Below are 18512 nucleotides of genomic sequence, written 5' to 3' on the forward strand. Positions count from 1 at the left end.
ACCACCCTACTGCGGCAGCGGCGGATAAATCGTCTTCGTGCTCACCTCAGGAAGCATACCCAGTTTTCCTGACAGGGCACTGATGACATCCTGTGGCGCATCGACGATGATGCTGATGACATTAACATGTTTATCCTTATAAGGGACCCCCATACGACCGACAATGTATTCGCCGTACTCATGGAGGATTTCATTCAGTTTTCCCGACTCATTCCGGTCTGCAACGATAATACCAATCAATGCAATTCTCGTTTCCATATGTACCTCCTCATAAAAAAAGTCCCATGCCAAAAGCACAGGACAACAAACACGCAGTGTGTAAAATGTGCTTTTCGCCTCGTCTGTGCAGGATACCTTTACAGAAAAGTACGACAGCTTTTGCATGACGTTCTCCCGCAGGAAATCCGTTGGGATGACGTATTTAGTTCATTATACCAAATATCACCGTTTGTGGCTATTATTTTCTACATATGTCATCGATTTTTTCAATTCCTCTTGTATATTTTCAGAATGCCCCGTATACTATAAAAAAATGTAAATATATTCTTCGTATCCCTTGTGAAAGAGAGGTCCCGTCTATGATACAACAACCATTTCCCGTCATCTTCTCCGGCCATGGCAGTCCCATGCTGGCCCTTCAGCACAACGATATCACCCGCAATCTGAGCCGCATCGGCGGCCAGATTTGCTCCCGCCACGGCACGCCCCGCGCCATCCTGGCTATTTCCGCCCATTGGTATGTGTCCGGTACGTTTATCCAGAGCGCGCCCCAGCCGCGTCAGGTCTACGACATGTATGGATTTCCTGAAGAATTATACCAGGTCACCTATCCCGTACCAGGCGATGCCACTCTGACCCGGTCGGTACAAAACCTTCTGGGGCCGGCTGTTTCCGTCAATGACCAGTGGGGCATCGACCACGGCACATGGACCATATTGGTCCACATGTTCCCCGACGCCGATATTCCCGTCGTCCAGCTCTCCGTAAATCGTGATCTATCGCCACAGGAACTGTATGACCTCGGCCAGAAACTGGCGCCACTGCGTACTCAGGGATATCTGATTTTTGCCAGTGGCAACGTCGTTCACAACCTGGGACGCGTCGAATGGAATAACCCCGGTGGCACGCCTCAGACACTGCGTTTCAACGACTACATTATCCAGGCCGTGCGGAATCATAATGATGACGCCGTCATCCACTACACCTCTCATCCCGATGCCGCCTATGCTGTCCCCACACCAGATCACTTTCTTCCCCTTGTGATGACTTTGGGCGTAGCACAGGGTGAAACAGTTGCCGTATTTAACAATACATGTAATCTTGGATCCATGGCCATGACCGGCTTTATCTTTGGTTTTTAATTGAGAATTCATAAAAAGTCTTCTGTCTGCATGCCCAAAAGGCATCCGGCAGAAGACTTTTTCTTTGTTCCGTCTGGTTATTTCATATAGCAATAATTTATTACTATATTGTTATAATTCATTATTAATTTATCCTGTTCTGCAATCACATAGTGTTATGATTACAAAACAGCTGGATATTAGCTTTAGTATGACAAATAGATAACGAGGACGCTGAAATTAAACAGACATGGCCTGTTCATCGAACCGCTCCAGCCACTACGGCAGCACCTGGTACGAAACCGGCTTCGGCGGTACATATCGCGCCAATGACAGCACCTATCTCTATGCCGACGCCGAACGCTCCTTTGGAAGCAACTGGCACAAGAAATGGCAAATCAACATTGGCATCAACTGGCAGTTCTGATTCATTTTCGGATAGATAAATAGCAAACTCCCTCACACCGTGCCTGTCCGGGCAATGATATGAGGGAGTTTTGTATATGTCTGTATCATCAGGCATGGAAATCCGGTTGCAGACGCAGGACCAGAATCTGTTCCCGGTCATCGTCTTCCGGAAACAGGTCACGGCAGTCCATACGTTCTTCAACGAGAAGTCCGTTATGATGTGTCAGGAACGCTTCTGTTTTCTCGTACGGATAATAAAAAAAGAGGCGCATCGTCCGCGGCGCACGATAATAAGAATCAAAAATCTGTTTTAGAACCAGCTTCAGCGTATGCAGTCCAAAGGGATTGAAGAAAAAGAAACAATCCGCTTCTGGCGGAACCTCGTATGCTGCTGCATCCGTCAGGACGAAAGTCACGCGGCGCCCCGATACAGCCGTACAGCGATTGGACATCGCCTTTTCCCACAAACGGCGGTCATACTCTACCCCGATGGCATGACACCGTGTCTGATATGCCAGAAAGAAACCGACCCGCCCTTTGCCGCTGCCATAATCGATGAGCATATTCTTTTTTCCCATATAGCCACTGTTGGCCAGACGCTCAAGCACGCAATAATCCGTTGGTTCATAGGGATGATGCTCCCCGTCAGACCGGCTGTCATCGCGGCCAGCCGTCCGGATGCCCAGTATATGCTCCCATTCCTGCTCGTCCATTTCAGTCATCATCTTCCCTGTTTCTCAATGTATCCAACAGCCCCCGGCAGCCTTCATCGACATCATTCCAGGTCCGCTGGAAATCCCGCGTATACCACGGGTCGGCCACGGGACGGGGATTTTCCGTATAATCCATGAGAAGCGAGCATTTATGATCCGGATCGCCGTGAAAAATCCGCTCCATATCCCGCAGGTTCTCATCATCCATGCCAATGAAATAATCATAAAAATTATAATCCTCAGCCGTCAGCAGAACAGCCCGCTTCCCATCGGGATTCATACCGTGCTCCCGGAGCAGCCGTTCCACCGGCGGATAGACCGGATTGCCACAGCCATTCCAGATTTCCTCATCCGTCGTAGCCGCCGAAGCCACGTCAAACCGGTCCGCCATTTCCTCTTGTTCTGCCATCTGCCGGAACACAAACTCCGCCATGGGCGATCGGCAGATATTGCCATGGCAAATGAAAAGTATCCTGATCACTTTATTTTCACTCCTTCTTATGCCGAGATATGCCGTTAAATGCCGTTATATAGCGTTTTCCCACTCCAGGCAATTTACCTCATATATTCCATAAAGTAGTATAAACCGGCATAACTCGGCCACCATTCGTAGTAAAATCAGTAGTAAAAGGCGACTACCGTACTACCGTGAAAATTTTCTGCGTAAAATGCATGGTTCCATTGTAGCAGAAAATATACCGGCTTTCATCTAAAAAAGCTATATAAAAGAAAAGGACCCACAGCTCTTGAAACCGTAAGTCCTTCTTCGCATATTCTTTTTCCTACGCTTCATTCTTGAAAGGTATGATTTTAGGCCGAATGGCGCCTACCTGCTCTAATTCCTTGCGTACATTTTCCATTTCTTTCTGCTGCCGCTGCTGGACAAGTTCCACTTCTTTCTGGGCATTATCGAATTTGATATGCGTATACACATTAAGTGTGATAGAAATATCGCTGTGTCCCATCAAATATTGCAGTGTCTTGGCGCTTATCCCTGAAAGAGCCATGTTGGTACAGTACGTATGCCTACAAACATGAGGAGTGATTGTCGGCAGTTGGTAGCGATAAATCCGGTTATATTTATTAACGGCCCGGCCAAAATAATGTTCCCAATGCATCGCTACCAAGGGATTGGCAGCATCCTAGCCCCAGCCTTTGTTTTAGTAGAGACAATATAGCGTCTCCCTGTTGTATCCCGCTGAAGCTGTTTATCTACATTGATAGTACGGTTCTCCATAGGGAATAGCAAAAGGCGCTGTCCCATGAAGACAGCGCCTTTTTGAGAAAAGCGAATCAGAAATTTTTGCGCCATATGTCAGTTCCCTGTAGAAAACAAGCAGGATACGTAGAATTATATTATATATAATTCTACGTCAAATCATGGCAGATGTAAATTATGAGGCGTTATTCCTCATCTTTCTCACTGCTCCTTGGGCGCATTCTGCATCCATACCTGTTTTTTATTGTCAGCTCCCCTGGTATTTTGGGCCATAACTCCCACCAATGGATGAGGGACGTACAGTTCTTCCAGATAAACAATATCTTCGTCTGATAACTTCAGATCAACCGCTTTCGCTGCCCCCTCTACATGATGTAGTTTCGTTGCCCCGGCCACGGGAGCAGTTACCTTGGTTAAGAGCCAAGCCAAAGAAATTTCCGTCATGCTCACCGCATATTTATCGGCCAGCTCCGCGACACGCATGATGATTTTCTCGTCCTCTGTCGCCATACCGTCATATTTCAGTTTGGCATAACTATCCTCTGTCAGTCTTTTAGTGGTTTCTCCCGGTTTTCTCGAAAGGCGACCGCTGGCCAAGGCACTGTATGGCGTCATGGCGATGTTATCCTCCTCGCACAAGCCGGCCATTTCTCGCTCTTCCTCACGGAACAGGAGATTGTAATGGTTCTGCACGGAGACGAATTGGGCGAATCCTTCTTTTTCCGCCAAGGCGTTGGCTTTGGCCAGTTGCCATGCGTAGCAGTTGGCGATACCGATATAGCGCACCTTTCCGGCTTTGACGGCTTTTGTCAGTCCGCCCAACACGTCATATATCGGGGTTTGGTAATCCCACATATGATAAATGTAGAGATCGACATAATCCATGCCCAGATGCTTTAGGCTCAGGTCAAGGGATTTTTCGATATGTTGTTGCCCCGTCACGCCGTCCGCTATCTCTTGCGGCGTGCGCGGCAGGAACTTCGTCGCCACGACCACATCTTCCCGTTTGGCAAAATTCTTTAAGGCTCGCCCCACATATTCCTCGCTTGTGCCATTCTGATAAACGATGGCGGTATCGAAGAAATTGATGCCCAAATCCAAAGCCCGCTTGATGATACTACGGCTCGTTTCCTCGTCCACCGTCCAACTGTGCTGTCCCGTTTTGGCATCGCCGAAACCCATGCAACCAAGACAAATGCGGGACACATTCAAATCAGAATTTCCCAGTTTCCTGTATTCCATGTCAACCCTTCCTTTCCCGATTTTATTGCAAATATTTCTTCACACTATCTATCCAAGCATCTATTTCCGCTTGGTCGGTAAGCATATCGGCTCCGCCTTGGGAGTCAAACTGTATTTCCATGTCGGGAGCAAACTTTGCCCCGGCGCAGATTGTCTTGATGTCCGCTATCACATGACCCGGCCAGCCGCCGTGGGTCATAAAGGGAATAACGGTCTTCCCCGTCCAATCCTGCGAGTGCAGAAATGTGAGCATGGGCGGTGCCATCCGAAACCACCAAGTGGGAGTTCCCACCGCAATCACATCGTAATCTGCCACATTGACCGTCAGCGGCTTAATCTCCGGTTGATAGCCGGCTTCTACTTCCCATTGCCCTTGGCGGGTCACTTCGCTATCCCAACCGCCATACGGAGGGTATGGGGTAACGGGTTCTATCTCTGCGTAATCGGCATTTAAGGCCACTTGCAGTTGTTTGGCAATCTTTCGGGTATTGCCGCAGGAAAACGAGTAACAGACCACCAGTATTTTTTTCTCTTTGGTCACGACAGATTCCTCCTTGTTTGCCGCTGTGGACAGCCTTTTTGGCGTGGGGCTTGCCGTGAAGGTAATGCCAAAGACGACAAGCACCCCCACCACAACAAATGCAGCGACAAATTTGGCTCTACGCAAATTCATTGACAGCTCCTTCTCTTCAATACAGTCGGATGTTTTGCCAAAAATCAAAGTGATGGCGTTCTCTATAGTCTTTCATGTCCATCATCTGCGGCTTGCCTTGACCAAGTTTCAGATACTGGGCGCGGTCGCTGTCAAAACGCTCCCAAATGCCCCGCCTGTCCACCTCGGACATACCCGTCCACAACTTGACCATTTCCTTGGCAACCTTCTGTTGCTTTTTATTGAGGTCGGTGCTGAGGTCGGAAGAGCCGTGGAAACCGGGAAACAGATAGGGCAGTTCGTAGGTGTGCGCCGTACCCTGCGCAAAGTCCGTTGTCACATACTTGGGGCAAGTCGGGTCGCTGAACTCGTAGTAATAGACTTTGATTTGGTTATCAAGGGAGTCGGCAATCCGATAAATCGGCGCGGCGAACCAACTGTCCGTGATGACTTGGGCATAAGCCTCGGCCGGACTGCCGTAATCGGAAGCGGGGTATTCCTGCATCACCTTGTCTGCAAATCCCGGCAGAGCATACTGTTTCTCCAAGGCTTCCAAATTGTCGCGATAAGCGACCTCGTCCATCGGTTTTCCGGCGGCACTCTCCGTCAAGGCGGCAAAGAAAGAGCCTTCATTTTGCACATTGCCAATCCCCAGCCGCTCACCGTTGACACGTCCCGCTTGGAAGGCTTCGGCGATACTGGTAGGGACATACTCGCCATCTCTGGTGATGATGCCGTCCAGCAAATAGTTATTCTCCAAGGCTAAAATCTCTTCCGTGGACAGTGCACGAAGCTGTTCGGCAGTGGCATTGTTCAGCCCTGCTGCCTTGGCCAAACCTATACCGCGTTCCTCGGCCTGTTCCGGCGAAACGGAATGGCCGTTGGCGTACATGACCGGGGCGGACATGGCGATGATATTTTTGAACAAGCCTTTGGCCTTCGGGCTGGCCATCAGGATTTGCGAACTCTGCCCGCCGGAGGATTCTCCCGAAATGGTTACATTGTCCGGGTCGCCGCCAAAGTTTTCAATATTTCTCTGCACCCATTCCAACGCCGCAATCTGATCCATCACGCCGTAATTGATTTTGGCATGGTCTTCCGCGTCAATGGCCGGATGGGCAAAGTAGCCGAATACGCCGAGGCGATAGTTTATCGTCACCACTACGGCGCGTCCCTCTTTTGCCAAAAGCGTCGGGTCGTAATCACTGCCCGCGCCTACCACCAATGCGCCGCCGTGAATCCAGACAAATACCGGCAGTTTCTCCGGGTCGCCCGGTTTTTTATTCGGCACGGCTACATTGAGATACAAGCAATCCTCCGAGCCGCCTGCCGTGGCAAAAACACCCAAATAATCGGTCTGTGCGGCTTCGCTCTTGTATTGGGTTGCGTCCAACACACCCTGCCAGTTATCGGCCTTGACCGGCGGTCGCCAACGCAGTTCTCCCACCGGCGGTTTGGCATAGGGAATGCCGCGATAGTAACTGATGCCGTTTGCCATAAAGCCGCGAACCTGTCCGTTTTCCGTATTCGCTAATACGCTTTGGCTAACCGCCGCTTGAGTTTCGGCGGCATACACCACATGATTTTGTTCGGTCATCACTGCCGGGGAGAAAAGCCAAATCGCCGCCACTGCGACCGCTAAAGTTTTCTTTAGGTGGGTCAAAAATTTCTTATTCATTTCGTATCTCCGCTTTCCTCGACATACGCCTTTTTCATGGAGTTGAAGGCCGCCCACACATTCGGCCAACCGGCATAAAATGCCTGATGTGTGAAGATTTCTGCCATTTCTTCTGCCGTAATGCCGTTTTTCTTGGCTTCCTTCATCTGGTACTGGCAAGCAAAGGTATCGCCCATCCCCTTGGCCACCAACGTGGCTACCGTAACCATCGAACGGTCACGCAGGGACAGCTTATCGTTTCGCGACCAAACTTCGCCAAACAAAACGTCGTCATTGAGCCGAGCAAACTCCGGCGCAATATCTCCCAACATATCGCGTCCCGCCGTCTGCACGACCTTCACCGCTTTCCGCTTGTTGTTATTGTTCTGTTCCATTTCTGTAACCTCCATAAAAATTTTTATCTTACTTTCAACTGGTTCAGCTTTTTGATAAGTTCCACATCCGTCAAATCGGCAATGTGGTCATTTCTGTCCAGTTGGTCAATCGCCGTAATTTCCTCTGTCGTCAAATGAAAATCAAATACATCAAAATTTTCCTCAATGCGCTCCTTGCGGACTGATTTGGGAATTGTGGCTATACCTCGCTCTATATCCCAGCGCAAAATGATTTGCGCCGGAGTCTTTCCGTATCGTTTGCCAATGGAAACCAACACGTCATTTTCGAGGATTCCCTTGCCGCCGTGTCCCAACGGACTCCATGCCTCCATCTGCACATCGTATTCCCGCATTATTTCCTCTGCTTTCTTCTGTTGAAAGTAGGGATGAAATTCCACTTGGTTGATGGCGGGAGGGAGTTCATTGTTCATGACGAAGTCCACGAGGCGGTCGCTGTTGAAATTGCATACGCCAATCGCTCGTATACGCCCTTCCTGATACAGTTCCGTCATGGCGCGCCAAGAGCCGTAACAATCCCCGCATGGCTGATGGATAAGGTATAAGTCAAGATAATCCAAGCCAAGTTTTTGGAGCGATGTCTCAAATCCGGCCTTGGCGTTCTCGTATCCTGCGTCCTGAATCCACAGCTTGGTAGTGACAAACAACTCCTCGCGCGGGATGCCGCTTTTTTTGATGGCTCTCCCCACAGCCTCTTCGTTAAAATAGGCCGAGGATGTGTCCAACAGTCGATAGCCCGTTTCAATGGCATGGAGAACACTTTTTTCGCATTCCTCAAGGTCGGTCATCATGTAGACACCAAAACCCAAAAGCGGCATCTTGACGCCATTGTTCAGCATGGTATATTCCATTTTCTTGCCCCCTATTGTCGATGGCTGTCAAAAGCATACCGTGGCATCCTCGAATGCTCTTTGTTGCCATGTCTTTTCCGATTTTGCCGCAACTTCCTGCTTGCAAGGCCATTTTAAGACAAAATCCCTTGCAACGGAAGTCGCAATTTGCTAACATGGTATTAACCCAAAGGTTCATGCAGGAGGCAGCAATGTATAACAAGCATCTGGACGCATTCCTGATGGCAGCAGACTGCGGCAGCTTCACCAAGGCGGCGGAAAAGCTGTTCATCTCGCCCAATGCCCTCATCAAGCAAATCAACTTGTTGGAGGCAAAACTGGAACTGACACTCTTTTCGCGCACCAATCACGGCATTGCGCTGACCGAAGCGGGCAAGAGCATCTACCGAGATGCCCGCCGCATCATACAGATTTCCGAACAGGCTGTGGCAACCGCCCACACCCTTGGGGCAGGAAAACAGCACGCGATACGGCTCGGCAGCTCGCTCATGTGTCCTGCCCGCCCCATCGTCAATCTATGGCTGGCCGTCAGCGCGGCGCATCCGCTCATCAGGCTGCAAATTGTGCCAATGGACGACAGCAAAAATAACCGACCTGAATTGCTTGGCAACAAAGACAACGATGTTGACATCATCGCAGGGATATTCCCTTCCACACTTTGGAAAAATCGTTGCAATGCCTTGACTTTGCGGCAGATACCATTGGCGGTCGCCGTGCCGGTCAACCATCCCTTGGCCGGTCGTAAGCATATAACGCTTACGGATTTATATGGCGAAACCATCCTCATGGTGGAGCGCGGCGATACATCCTATATCGACAACTTGCGCGATGAGATTGAGGAAAATCATCCGCAAATCCATATCCATGATGTCCCACCATATGATTTCAATGTGTTTAACTATGCGGAAAACACCGGGCGACCAATGATTTCCGTTGACCTTTGGGACGGAATCCATCCGGCCTTGGTCACGCTCACTTGCGATTGGGGCAAGGAATATGCCGTCCCCTATGGAATCCTGTACGCCAAAGATCCGACGGAGCACGTTATGGAATTTATCCACATCATGGAGCGAGTGATGGGTAGGTAAAAACAGTATGATGAAAAAGCAGGAACTTGCTATACTGCAAGATTCCTGCTTTGTGGCGAGACAACAAATGCCGCATATACAATTTATATGCTATTTTATACTTTCATCCCCGTCCCATCCCTAAATATCACGGTCATGCCGCCATCCACGCCCACTGTCACATAATCCACCATGCAGCCCCACAGCCGCTCGTCGAATTCTGCCACAGGCTAGGTCTGTTACTATCGCGACACATCCTCGTAGATTCCACCAACTAACCACTTATTGGTATGCTCAATAATCCACATAATCTTTTCGTCAAAAATCGCATCTCGCAGAAATGAAATGCAACACAACAACAGGAAAGGCATCGCCAACCTTCCCCACAGTTGTGTTTACTGCTTAGCTATTTATTTGGCATTATATCCGCCATCAATACTTAGGATAGCTCCCGTAATAAATTTGTTCTCATCGGATGCAAGGAAGAAAATTCCATTTGCAATATCTTCCGGTCTTCCTAATCTGTTCATAGGATGAATCGCTTCTATGCCTGATACATCGTAAGTCCCAGCATCAATAGCATTTTGCAGGATATCCGTTTTGATGGCTCCCGGTGCTACTGCATTGATACGTATTCCCTGCTGTGCATAATCAATGGCTGCCCCTTTCGTCAGACCGACCACCGCATGTTTGGTCGCGTTATATTGCGCCGTTGCGTATAACCCATTAAGTCCCGCGATGGAGGCTAGGTTTACAATAGAGCCGCCATTTGTTTTTAGCATTTCTTTTATCGCATATTTCATTCCATAGTAGACACCCATTACATTCGTATCAAGCATTTGTTTCAAATCATCCGATTCGGTTTCTGCCAATACAGCATTTCCTAAAGAGATTCCGGAGTTATTGACCATAACATCTAATTTCCCATATTTGGCAACCGTTTCTTTTATCAGGGCCTCTACTTGTCCTTCGTTTCTGACATCCAATACCTGGAAATCTACTTCCAGTCCTTTCGCCTTGAATTCATTTTTTACAACCGTTTCTTTTCTTGCATCACGGCTCGTAATGACAACATTATAGTTGTTTTCGGCAAATTTTATCGCAGTTGCCTTACCGATTCCTGTTGTCCCTCCAGTGATAATTACTGTTTTCCTTGACTTAGCTTCCATTTTTGTTCCCCCTTTATTAAACAATCATTCACTTATTATACTAAAGAATAACCGCATTTTTCAGCGGTTATTCAATATGGAATCTACACTAACCCAAATCAATGGCTTAAAATCATCAGCCGAATATGGCTTCTTTTGCAAATCATACTCTTTCATAAGCCAGAGTATGGGGGCAAACAGGAATGCGTTAATCTCGCTGACGTTCTGTGCTTTCAAAAGCCTTTGGCTCAGTGCCTCCTCATACAGAACCAGCATAGGCTTGGTGTAATACTCGGCGACTTTTGTAGCTTCCTCTGACAGATACTCAGGATTGTCCTGCAAGGCTAGGACAAAATTGGCCTCACGAGGATGCTCGCAGAATCTCCGGACAAAATGAAAGACACAATGGAACAGGCGTTCACGCATAGTTGTGCCTTGCTCAATACTTTCTTTCAGCCCCTCATCAAAAAGCTGCTTGACATCAATATATATCTTTGAAATCATGTCCTCCTTGTTTTCAAAGTAGACATAAGCCGTTGCGGTACTGACCTTGACCCTTTTGGCAATCTTGGAAAAGGTCAGTCCTGCTAACCCTTCCTCCGTTACAATATCAAAGACAGCCTGAACGATTTTGTTGCGTTTCTCTTCATCGATTGTTCTCATGGTGTTAATAATAAATGTTCATTCAGTAATTGTCAAGTGTTCTCTATAAATATTGGGAAATGTATTTTACATTTTTACCCCCGCATCCCCGTCCCATCCCAGAACACCACCGTCATGCCGCCATCCGCGCCCGCCGTCACATAATCCACCATGCAGCCCCACAGCCGCTCGTCGAACTCTTCCAGCAGCTCCTTCTGCGCTCGGAGCGTCTTGATGAATCCCGCCAGCCTCTCGCTCTTGGCTGACCGCTCTGCGATGGCCTCCGTCACCTCATCGAACCGTGACTTGGCCGTCTCGTACCGCTCCACCAAGCCGTTGTAGCGTTTCTGATACTCCCCTTGGTCTTGGGCAATTCTTGCGTTCTCGGCAATGCAGTTCTGCGTCATCTCCACCAACACCGCCAGTTCCTGCCCCAAGGCGGCTTTCTCGCGCTCCAACTCCGTGGTGTCGCAGAGCGTCTGCCGGACGAGAGTTGCGTTGGTAACAATCTCCTCGCCCTTGGAATCCAGCGTGAAGATGTTTTCTTTCTCGAAGTACACGCCGATTCCTTTTTCTTTCAGTTTGCGGATAACGAACTATGCCTGACACATCGTTATTGCATCCTTTTGGGTTACACAATAGGGTATGCATCGTTTAACGGTTAGGAGAGATTTTCAGCTTTGAACCCCACCGCTTGAACTGTATGCCGTGCTGGAAACAGCATCGAAATTTCCGCCAAGACATAAAAAAACTCCTGCACACCGTGAAATGTACAGGAACACTTTGATTACGCTGTTTTTGAGATTATGTAACGAAAGAACCGTCTGAGGGAATCAGGCGGCTCGTATCATTTCGATGACGGCTTCATCCAGGATAGTGATGACTTTTCCGTCATCAAAGATATCTTCACAGCCTTCGGCCAAAAGGATATTGACCATCAGTTTAATAATGTCCCGGCCGGTATAATGGTCCCCGGCTTCGGCATTTTCAGAAAAACGGCGAATCAGGTCTTCGAAGATATACCCCATCTTCATCCAATTCATCATAGGAAAGCCACTTAGCAGCTTCGTGTTCCAATAAAGTCAAATTGCCCCGTTCTACTTTGCAAAGAAAGCACTGCATGGAAAGATGGAAGGTGGGGTAGTCGTATTCAACAGTGGTGAGAGGCTGTTCCACCTGGATCTCTGTGGCCAGTTCTTCCTGGATTTCCCGTTTGAGGGCCTCTTCCGGCGTTTCTCCAGGCTCGATCTTTCCCCCAGGGAATTCCCAGCCATCTTTAAATTCCCCATAGCCCCGTTGGGTGGCGAAGACTTTATTCTGGTTGATGATCAGCGCTGTCACAACTTGCACCGTTTTCAAATCCATCTTCTCTTCCCCCCCCATGGTTATATTATGTTTTATTATACCATGAACGCTGTGTAATTTTCAGGACAACAAGGAGGGGAAATCCATAATGGAAGTCCCCTTCAAACCCAGCTTCCCATCCCCTACTTCAATCATGGATGGAAAAACGTTTCCCACACCGGGTGCAGATCCAGGTATGCTGCCAGCCAGCATAGACTTTCGGCCATACCTTGTCATTCCAAGTTTCATCCTTCCCTGCCAGAAAACAGCCGTACACAAAGCCAATTCCCAACATTGCCCAGAAAAGGCCGGCCGCCAGGTCTTTGTGTCCGTTCCAGAGAACAGCCAGCCCGAACAGCACTCCCAGGAAGAAGCCCAGGAAAATTCCGCCCAAAATATCGGTATTCGTATTTCTTTTTCTTGGCGGGGCTGCTTCCCTGGCCATTTTGGAGATCTGGGTCCCTTTGGATTTAAAATACCCTACATTGACTCCCCCGGTCCCATAGGTGGTCCCGACGGAGTCCATATTGATATCCCCGGTTTCAGAACGGATGACCATTGGTTTTATCTTGACGATTTTTCCAATTAGATTTTCCAGACCCTCTCAAAGCCGTAAAAGGCTATGATTCCTACACCGTAATTTTTGTAGGTGAAATTTCCCCTATAATTATAACAGAAAAGGGAGCTTATGATTATGTGAAGCTTATAGGGTTGATAGCCGGGATTTACCGGATGGTCTCGATGATTTCTCCGATATACATCGTGTGCGGCACACGGCCTTTGGTATAGAATCCCTCGATGACATCCGCTGGCATTTGCCCCAGCTGAAGCTCATGGCGGTAGATTTTCCGGACGACAAAAGTAATCTCTGCTTCTTCGTAGGTCACGCCATGCTCCAGATATTTTGGGGTGAGACCACTGGCCTTTGCTTTATCCATATCCCGGCCGGATTTGCTTCCCATGATACCGAGAGCTTTCTGATACTTCTTGTTGTCAAAGAAAGAGACAGTGTAGTAGTCGCTCTTTTCCATGAAACCATACGTATAACGCGCCGGATTGACAAATACTGCGCAGACATTCTTCCCCTTGTGAGGCATACACCAGAGTGTTCCCAGCATACCCCAGCTAATCGTCATCGAATTGAAGGCGTCTTTATCGCCGGCGGTCAGGATGCCCCACTGGTCATCAAAGAGTTTGAAAATCTCTGGCTGAAAATCTTTCGTATTCATAAAAGTTTATCCTTTCACAACAAAACAGTTACTGCTGGCTGGCCAGTCTCTTTCCAAGATCAAAGGCCGCCTGCAGGTCTTTCGGGAATTGCCCGGCGTGATGCGCTTTCTTTTTCGTTTCATCCCACGATGCCATACGGTATCGGCTGTAATCCGGTACCTGCAGCGTATCGCAGGAAGCCAGTATTTCCGTTTTCCCGTTCAGGAAATGGAACGGCCAGAAGTATTCTTCCATGCACGGTTTGTAGTGCTCATCGTAGTAGTTCTGGTCTGCATTCATCGTAAGGATAATGCCGACATCGATCTTTCCCGTAAACGTGCTCTTATAATCATCATAGGATAGTGCCGGAAAGGTCGAGCGGACCATAAAGGAACGGACCTCGCCCGTTGGTTCCCCGAAGTAAATTGGCGAGCCGATGATAATTGCATCTGCCTCATAGACTTTCTCCAGCGTTTCCGTCAAGCCGTCCTTCCAATAGCATTTCCAAGGCACGGCAATCTTTTTATTCTTACATGCCAGGCAGCTGCGACAGTCGGTAAAGTTCAGATTATATAAGTCAATTGTCTCGACGCTGGCTCCGGCAGAAACAGCACCTTCCCTGGCAGATGCCAGGAGTTTTGCAGTGTTGTTGTTCTTCCGGGGGCCACCATTCAGTATCAGTATCTTTTTCATAGGAATCTCTCCTCCTCTATGATTTTTTATTGATATCGCCAATGTACTCATAACCGCAGGCCGCGCAAAAATAGATTATGCTTCGCCGTCACACGGATCGTCGACGTAATCGACTTCCGCATAGCCAGCGCAAAGTGTGATTTGATGTTTCTTATTGCCTGGGATGACGTATGTATCGCCCTGCTGATACGTCCTGGTTGCGCCATCCATTGTCAACAGGCATTTACCGCTGACAACAATTGTCCACTGTTCCGCATGGGCATGCTCTGGGAAATGGACTTCTTTTTCCGCACTGACGAAGTAGACCGTGCCTGTAGACGTATGGTCCACGCGAACCGTCAGCCCTTCTATACCATAGTCACGTTGTGGAACATGGCGGATGATTTCTGGAAAAACAGACATATGGATAATCCTCCTGAGTAGGTTTCTTGTTTTTTTCAACTGAATTATTATAGCACGAAAGGAAGGCGGAATCCCGTTAGAAAATCGTGTGTTTCTAAACGAACTTGTCATTTTGTGCAGAATGCCAACCTGCCATTAAAGCAGACGCTTCTTTAATGGTTCTGGCATGGCGAGGACAAGTAGTTCGATAAAATTATCGAGAGGAATTTTTTGCCCACCAATAAACCAGTCCTGAATCATCTCAGAGATAGAACGCATATAGTACTTAGCCAAAAAATCGATTTCTATAGGAAGTGCATCTTCTTTACCTAAAATACGCAGGCGTTCACGCAGTAAATCGATGGCGTAGTCATTAGTCGCATAGCGGAAGGAGGTCTGCCCTGATGTGTTTTTCAACGCATTTAGAAAAAATGACTGTTTATCCGAAAGGGTAGTGCAGAATATGCGCAACGCATCACGCCAGATGATTTTGCTGCCGAGTTGGCTGAAAGCCGGCTCAATTTCTTTGTTATAGATAGAAGCCAGTAGTACATATTTATCCGCAAAATGATTATAAAAGGTTGTCGTTGTCATGCCGCAGTTGGTGACAATTTCTTTGACCGAAATCTTGTCAACGGATTTCTTCCCAGCAAGTTCAATGAGGGAAGCAGCCAATAACTGCTTCGTGGTAGGCCGTTCAATCATAAAAGTCTCCCCTTCATTCATGGATGAAATATGATTACAATCAAATATAATTTAACCTGATTCTGCAAGAAGTCTCCCGCCTCTTTAGGCGGTGAGATGAATTGCAGGTTTTTCTGAGGGCTCGATGCCATCAGAAAAGCAATGGTTTCACAAGTTGATTTGCAATATAATCAATAGTAAGAGTGAAAGGATTTGGAAAGTCAAGGCAGGTGATGATAGTGAATAAGGCATACCGATACAGAATCTATCCGACAACGGAACAGAAAATTATGTTTGCCAAGACCTTTGGGTGTGTCCGATTCATCTACAACAAGATGCTGAGTGACCGCATTGACTATTATAAAGAAACCGGCCAAAAGCTGAATAACACGCCTGCGCAGTACAAGGAAGAATTCCCTTGGCTAAAGGAAGTAGATAGTTTAGCCCTTTCCAATGCCCAAATGAACCTCAATAAGGCTTACGGCCACTTTTGGAATGACAGCCAGCATTTCGGCAAGCCGCGCTTCAAGTCCAAGAAGAATCGTCGTGCTTCGTATTCCACGAACAACCAGAAGGGCTCTGTCCGAATCGAGGGCCATAAGGTGAAACTGCCGAAAGTCGGCTGGGTGAAACTATGCCAGCATCGTCCCTTGCCGGAGAACAGTATCATAAAGACCGTAACCATCAGCCAGACGCCATCAGGAAAGTACTATATCAGTATGCTGGTGGAGTATGAAAACCAAATACTCCCGGTCATACCGAAGACCTTCCTTGGCTTGGATTTTGCGATGCACGGCTTGTATGTGGCTTCCGATGAGGAGGATGCTAAGTATCCCGATTTCCTGCGAAAGGCAGAGAAGAGATTGGCTAAGGCACAGCGGAAGCTATCCCAAAAGCAGAAAGGAAGTCACAATAGAGAAAAACAAAGGCTTCGCGTAGCTATTCTCCATGAGAGAGTGCCCAATCAACGGCGGGATTTCCTGCATAAGAAGGCCCGCTACCTTGCAGACCGCTATGATGCCATTGGCATTGAGGATATCAGCGTCAAAGCGATGGCCAAGGGGAAAAAGGGTGGCAAGTTCAGTTTTGGCAAATCCGTAGCTGATAATGGCTGGAATATGTTCACGAACATGCTGGAATATAAGCTGGCTTGGCAAGGCAAACAGCTTATCAAGATAGACAAGTGGTATCCAAGCAGCCAGCTGTGCCATGTTTGCGGATATCAGAACCACGAAACCAAGGACTTGTCTGTAAGGGAATGGGATTGCCCTCAATGTGGCAGTCACCATAACCGCGATAAGAACGCTGCCATAAATATTCGAGAAGAAGCCAGGCGGATATCTGCCTGACGTAATCCATAACATACCGTGGGGCGCACGGGAATCTACGCCTGTGGAGAGAGTGTAAGCCGCCGCAACTCTTTGGAGTCCGTGGCGCTGTTCTCGTTGAAGCAGGAAGCTCCCGCCTCTATAGGCGGGAGTACGTTCACAACAGTGGTTCTTTTCCTATACTCAAACTTCCCACATCTCAAATGCTAGTCAACTATGATTTATAAAAGATTTTTGAAGCAAAAAAAAGCGTAAAGCCTATCCTTGTCGAAAATAGATATAGGCAACACTACTCGAAAGGAGCTTTACACTATGTCTATTTTATCATCAAATCGCCTCAATGAAAACCAGATTTCTTATTCTATTTCTAACTTTCTTTTAAATTTTCAGGTAATCCGCTTATTTCGTGCCTGTGGTGGCGATAAAGCCAAAGGAATTTCCGTTGAATGTCTTTTTGCCTACATTCTCAGCAATGTCTTTTGTGCTTCCAGTTTCTATATGCAGCAACGAGATTCCAAATGGCAGAAACGTTTCTCCAAGAATACGTATCAAGAAACCTTCCTTCGACCATCGGACACTCTCGCACAAGCGACAGGAGATGGCCAAGGAAAAAGGGACTACGGTCATGATTCGCCTACTTAAGGAAGCACTTGGTGAAGGGATTTCTGCCAAGTATGTCCTCTTCGACATCTGGTTCTCTAACCCGAGGCGGCTACTCGATATCCTGGTTCTTAAACTCCATGCCATTGCTATGATCAAGCGGAGTGCTAAGTGTTATTACGAATTTGAGGGAAAGCGCATGACGGTCAAGCAGCTTTTTGCAGCCTGCAAGAAGCGCCGCGGCCGTTCCAAATACCTGCTGTCCGTCCCCGTGAAACTTCATGTGAAGCAAGAAGACGTCAGCGAAGAAACAGCGATGGCCAAAATTGTTTGTGTGCGTAACCGGCCTAACCGCAAGGACTGGATTGCCCTCATCAGCACCGATGTGAACCTTAGCGAAGAAGAAATCATTCGTCTTTATAGGCGACGGTGGGATATTGAAGTGTTTTTCAAGACTTGCAAGAGTTACCTGCACCTGCGCAGTTACCATGGCCTCTCTTATGACGTGCTGACTGCGCATGTGGCTTTTGTTTTCACACGCTGCATGCTGCTTTCAGTGGCGAAAAGGAACGACGAAGATATGCGCACTCTGGGTGAGCTTTTCTATATGATGGTTGAAGAGATGACTGATGTGATCTTCCATAAATCGATGCTGATTTTACAGGAAGCCATGCGAGCCAACGTCAAAACTATCTTTCATGCTACAGAGAAACAAATCCAAGCCGTTCTTGCAGACTTCGTGAACCGGCTCCCGCAATATATGCGTGATGCCCTGCAAGTGTCTGCGGTGTGAATATATTTTCTACCAAATGGCTTGCAAACAAGGGCAATGACTGTGTTTTTCATGTGGGAAGTTTGAGTTATTTACTAGCAGAAAAATAGATTACCAGGATAAATATAATTTTAATGTTTATATTTATC

General features: G+C 47.9%; 25 protein-coding genes. 6 read left to right on the forward strand and 19 right to left on the reverse strand.

Features of this window, described 5'->3' with window-relative positions; all coding sequences use genetic code 11:
* Window positions 1–6 precede the first annotated feature (6 nt).
* The gene (locus DW949_RS09600) at window positions 7–258 is read right to left on the reverse strand and encodes a TM1266 family iron-only hydrogenase system putative regulator (RefSeq protein ID WP_118023008.1); all 252 of its coding nucleotides are present in this window, start codon (window positions 256–258) and stop codon (window positions 7–9) included.
* A gap of 320 nt (window positions 259–578) precedes the next feature.
* Here DW949_RS09600 and DW949_RS09605 point away from each other — a divergent pair, with 320 nt between their 5' ends.
* Window positions 579–1361, forward strand: a complete 783-nt coding sequence (locus DW949_RS09605) for a dioxygenase (RefSeq protein ID WP_118023009.1) — start codon at window positions 579–581, stop codon at window positions 1359–1361.
* Between the two features lie 229 nt (window positions 1362–1590).
* Entirely contained in the window at window positions 1591–1767 is a 177-nt protein-coding gene (locus DW949_RS09610) for an autotransporter outer membrane beta-barrel domain-containing protein (RefSeq protein WP_118023010.1), read from the forward strand.
* 88 nt (window positions 1768–1855) lie between these two features.
* Here DW949_RS09610 and DW949_RS09615 read toward each other — a convergent pair whose 3' ends face one another.
* The 8 genes from DW949_RS09615 to DW949_RS09650 all read right to left on the reverse strand — a co-directional run bounded on the left by DW949_RS09615 (window position 1856) and on the right by DW949_RS09650 (window position 8495).
* Window positions 1856–2473 carry a class I SAM-dependent methyltransferase gene (locus DW949_RS09615; RefSeq protein ID WP_233539568.1) on the reverse strand — a complete coding sequence of 206 codons (618 nt, stop codon included), beginning with the start codon at window positions 2471–2473 and terminating at the stop codon, window positions 1856–1858.
* On the reverse strand, window positions 2463–2942 hold the full coding sequence (locus tag DW949_RS09620; RefSeq protein WP_118023011.1) for a low molecular weight protein-tyrosine-phosphatase: 480 nt from the start codon (window positions 2940–2942) through the stop codon (window positions 2463–2465). Before DW949_RS09620 ends, DW949_RS09615 begins: the two co-directional genes overlap by 11 nt.
* Window positions 2943–3243: 301 nt before the next feature.
* On the reverse strand, window positions 3244–3579 hold the full coding sequence (locus DW949_RS09625) for a tyrosine-type recombinase/integrase (protein ID WP_233539571.1): 336 nt from the start codon (window positions 3577–3579) through the stop codon (window positions 3244–3246).
* Window positions 3580–3881: 302 nt separating this feature from the next.
* On the reverse strand, window positions 3882–4922 hold the full coding sequence (locus tag DW949_RS09630; protein WP_118023012.1) for an aldo/keto reductase: 1041 nt from the start codon (window positions 4920–4922) through the stop codon (window positions 3882–3884).
* Window positions 4923–4944: 22 nt separating this feature from the next.
* Window positions 4945–5595: a flavodoxin gene (locus DW949_RS09635; protein WP_118023013.1), complete on the reverse strand. Its 651-nt coding sequence runs from the start codon at window positions 5593–5595 to the stop codon at window positions 4945–4947.
* A gap of 16 nt (window positions 5596–5611) precedes the next feature.
* On the reverse strand, window positions 5612–7252 hold the full coding sequence (locus DW949_RS09640) for a carboxylesterase/lipase family protein (RefSeq protein WP_118023014.1): 1641 nt from the start codon (window positions 7250–7252) through the stop codon (window positions 5612–5614).
* On the reverse strand, window positions 7249–7626 hold the full coding sequence (locus tag DW949_RS09645; protein ID WP_118023015.1) for a carboxymuconolactone decarboxylase family protein: 378 nt from the start codon (window positions 7624–7626) through the stop codon (window positions 7249–7251). The genes DW949_RS09640 and DW949_RS09645 overlap by 4 nt, the downstream gene beginning before the upstream one ends.
* Before the next feature lie 23 nt (window positions 7627–7649).
* Complete coding sequence (locus tag DW949_RS09650; RefSeq protein WP_118023016.1) at window positions 7650–8495, reverse strand: aldo/keto reductase; 846 nt, start codon at window positions 8493–8495, stop codon at window positions 7650–7652.
* A gap of 191 nt (window positions 8496–8686) precedes the next feature.
* Between DW949_RS09650 and DW949_RS09655 the strand changes: the two genes are divergently transcribed.
* Window positions 8687–9583 (forward strand): LysR family transcriptional regulator, encoded by an 897-nt coding sequence (locus DW949_RS09655; protein WP_199595841.1) that lies wholly within the window; start codon window positions 8687–8689, stop codon window positions 9581–9583.
* Window positions 9584–9972: 389 nt separating this feature from the next.
* On the opposite strand, the gene DW949_RS09665 is transcribed toward DW949_RS09655, so the two are convergent.
* The 10 genes from DW949_RS09665 to DW949_RS09710 form a co-directional block, all read right to left on the reverse strand.
* Window positions 9973–10731, reverse strand: coding sequence for an SDR family NAD(P)-dependent oxidoreductase (locus DW949_RS09665; RefSeq protein WP_118023018.1), 759 nt, complete (start codon window positions 10729–10731; stop codon window positions 9973–9975).
* Window positions 10732–10791: 60 nt separating this feature from the next.
* Window positions 10792–11373, reverse strand: coding sequence for a TetR/AcrR family transcriptional regulator (locus tag DW949_RS09670; RefSeq protein ID WP_118023019.1), 582 nt, complete (start codon window positions 11371–11373; stop codon window positions 10792–10794).
* A 74-nt stretch (window positions 11374–11447) separates the two neighbouring features.
* Complete coding sequence (locus tag DW949_RS09675; RefSeq protein WP_199595842.1) at window positions 11448–11912, reverse strand: recombinase; 465 nt, start codon at window positions 11910–11912, stop codon at window positions 11448–11450.
* A 273-nt stretch (window positions 11913–12185) separates the two neighbouring features.
* The gene (locus DW949_RS09680) at window positions 12186–12398 is read right to left on the reverse strand and encodes an N-6 DNA methylase (RefSeq protein ID WP_199595843.1); all 213 of its coding nucleotides are present in this window, start codon (window positions 12396–12398) and stop codon (window positions 12186–12188) included.
* Window positions 12340–12702: a (deoxy)nucleoside triphosphate pyrophosphohydrolase gene (locus DW949_RS09685; protein ID WP_233539572.1), complete on the reverse strand. Its 363-nt coding sequence runs from the start codon at window positions 12700–12702 to the stop codon at window positions 12340–12342. The genes DW949_RS09680 and DW949_RS09685 overlap by 59 nt, the downstream gene beginning before the upstream one ends.
* A 142-nt stretch (window positions 12703–12844) precedes the next feature.
* On the reverse strand, window positions 12845–13255 hold the full coding sequence (locus tag DW949_RS09690; RefSeq protein ID WP_118023020.1) for a hypothetical protein: 411 nt from the start codon (window positions 13253–13255) through the stop codon (window positions 12845–12847).
* A 166-nt stretch (window positions 13256–13421) separates the two neighbouring features.
* Entirely contained in the window at window positions 13422–13925 is a 504-nt protein-coding gene (locus DW949_RS09695) for a flavin reductase (RefSeq protein ID WP_118023021.1), read from the reverse strand.
* Window positions 13926–13953: 28 nt separating this feature from the next.
* On the reverse strand, window positions 13954–14598 hold the full coding sequence (locus tag DW949_RS09700) for a flavodoxin family protein (protein WP_118023022.1): 645 nt from the start codon (window positions 14596–14598) through the stop codon (window positions 13954–13956).
* Window positions 14599–14673: 75 nt separating this feature from the next.
* On the reverse strand, window positions 14674–15000 hold the full coding sequence (locus DW949_RS09705; RefSeq protein ID WP_022487520.1) for a cupin domain-containing protein: 327 nt from the start codon (window positions 14998–15000) through the stop codon (window positions 14674–14676).
* Between the two features lie 135 nt (window positions 15001–15135).
* On the reverse strand, window positions 15136–15684 hold the full coding sequence (locus DW949_RS09710) for a TetR/AcrR family transcriptional regulator C-terminal domain-containing protein (RefSeq protein WP_074739854.1): 549 nt from the start codon (window positions 15682–15684) through the stop codon (window positions 15136–15138).
* 212 nt (window positions 15685–15896) lie between these two features.
* Here DW949_RS09710 and DW949_RS09715 point away from each other — a divergent pair, with 212 nt between their 5' ends.
* The 3 genes from DW949_RS09715 to DW949_RS09720 all read left to right on the forward strand — a co-directional run bounded on the left by DW949_RS09715 (window position 15897) and on the right by DW949_RS09720 (window position 18384).
* Window positions 15897–17012, forward strand: coding sequence for an RNA-guided endonuclease TnpB family protein (locus DW949_RS09715; protein ID WP_118023025.1), 1116 nt, complete (start codon window positions 15897–15899; stop codon window positions 17010–17012).
* Window positions 17013–17303: 291 nt separating this feature from the next.
* Window positions 17304–17633, forward strand: a complete 330-nt coding sequence (locus tag DW949_RS13575; RefSeq protein ID WP_147349054.1) for a hypothetical protein — start codon at window positions 17304–17306, stop codon at window positions 17631–17633.
* Window positions 17590–18384, forward strand: a complete 795-nt coding sequence (locus DW949_RS09720; protein WP_118023026.1) for a transposase — start codon at window positions 17590–17592, stop codon at window positions 18382–18384. The genes DW949_RS13575 and DW949_RS09720 overlap by 44 nt, the downstream gene beginning before the upstream one ends.
* The last annotated feature ends 128 nt before the right edge of the window (window positions 18385–18512 follow it).

This window comes from Megasphaera sp. AM44-1BH, assembly GCF_003467125.1.
GTDB lineage: Bacteria > Bacillota > Negativicutes > Veillonellales > Megasphaeraceae > Megasphaera.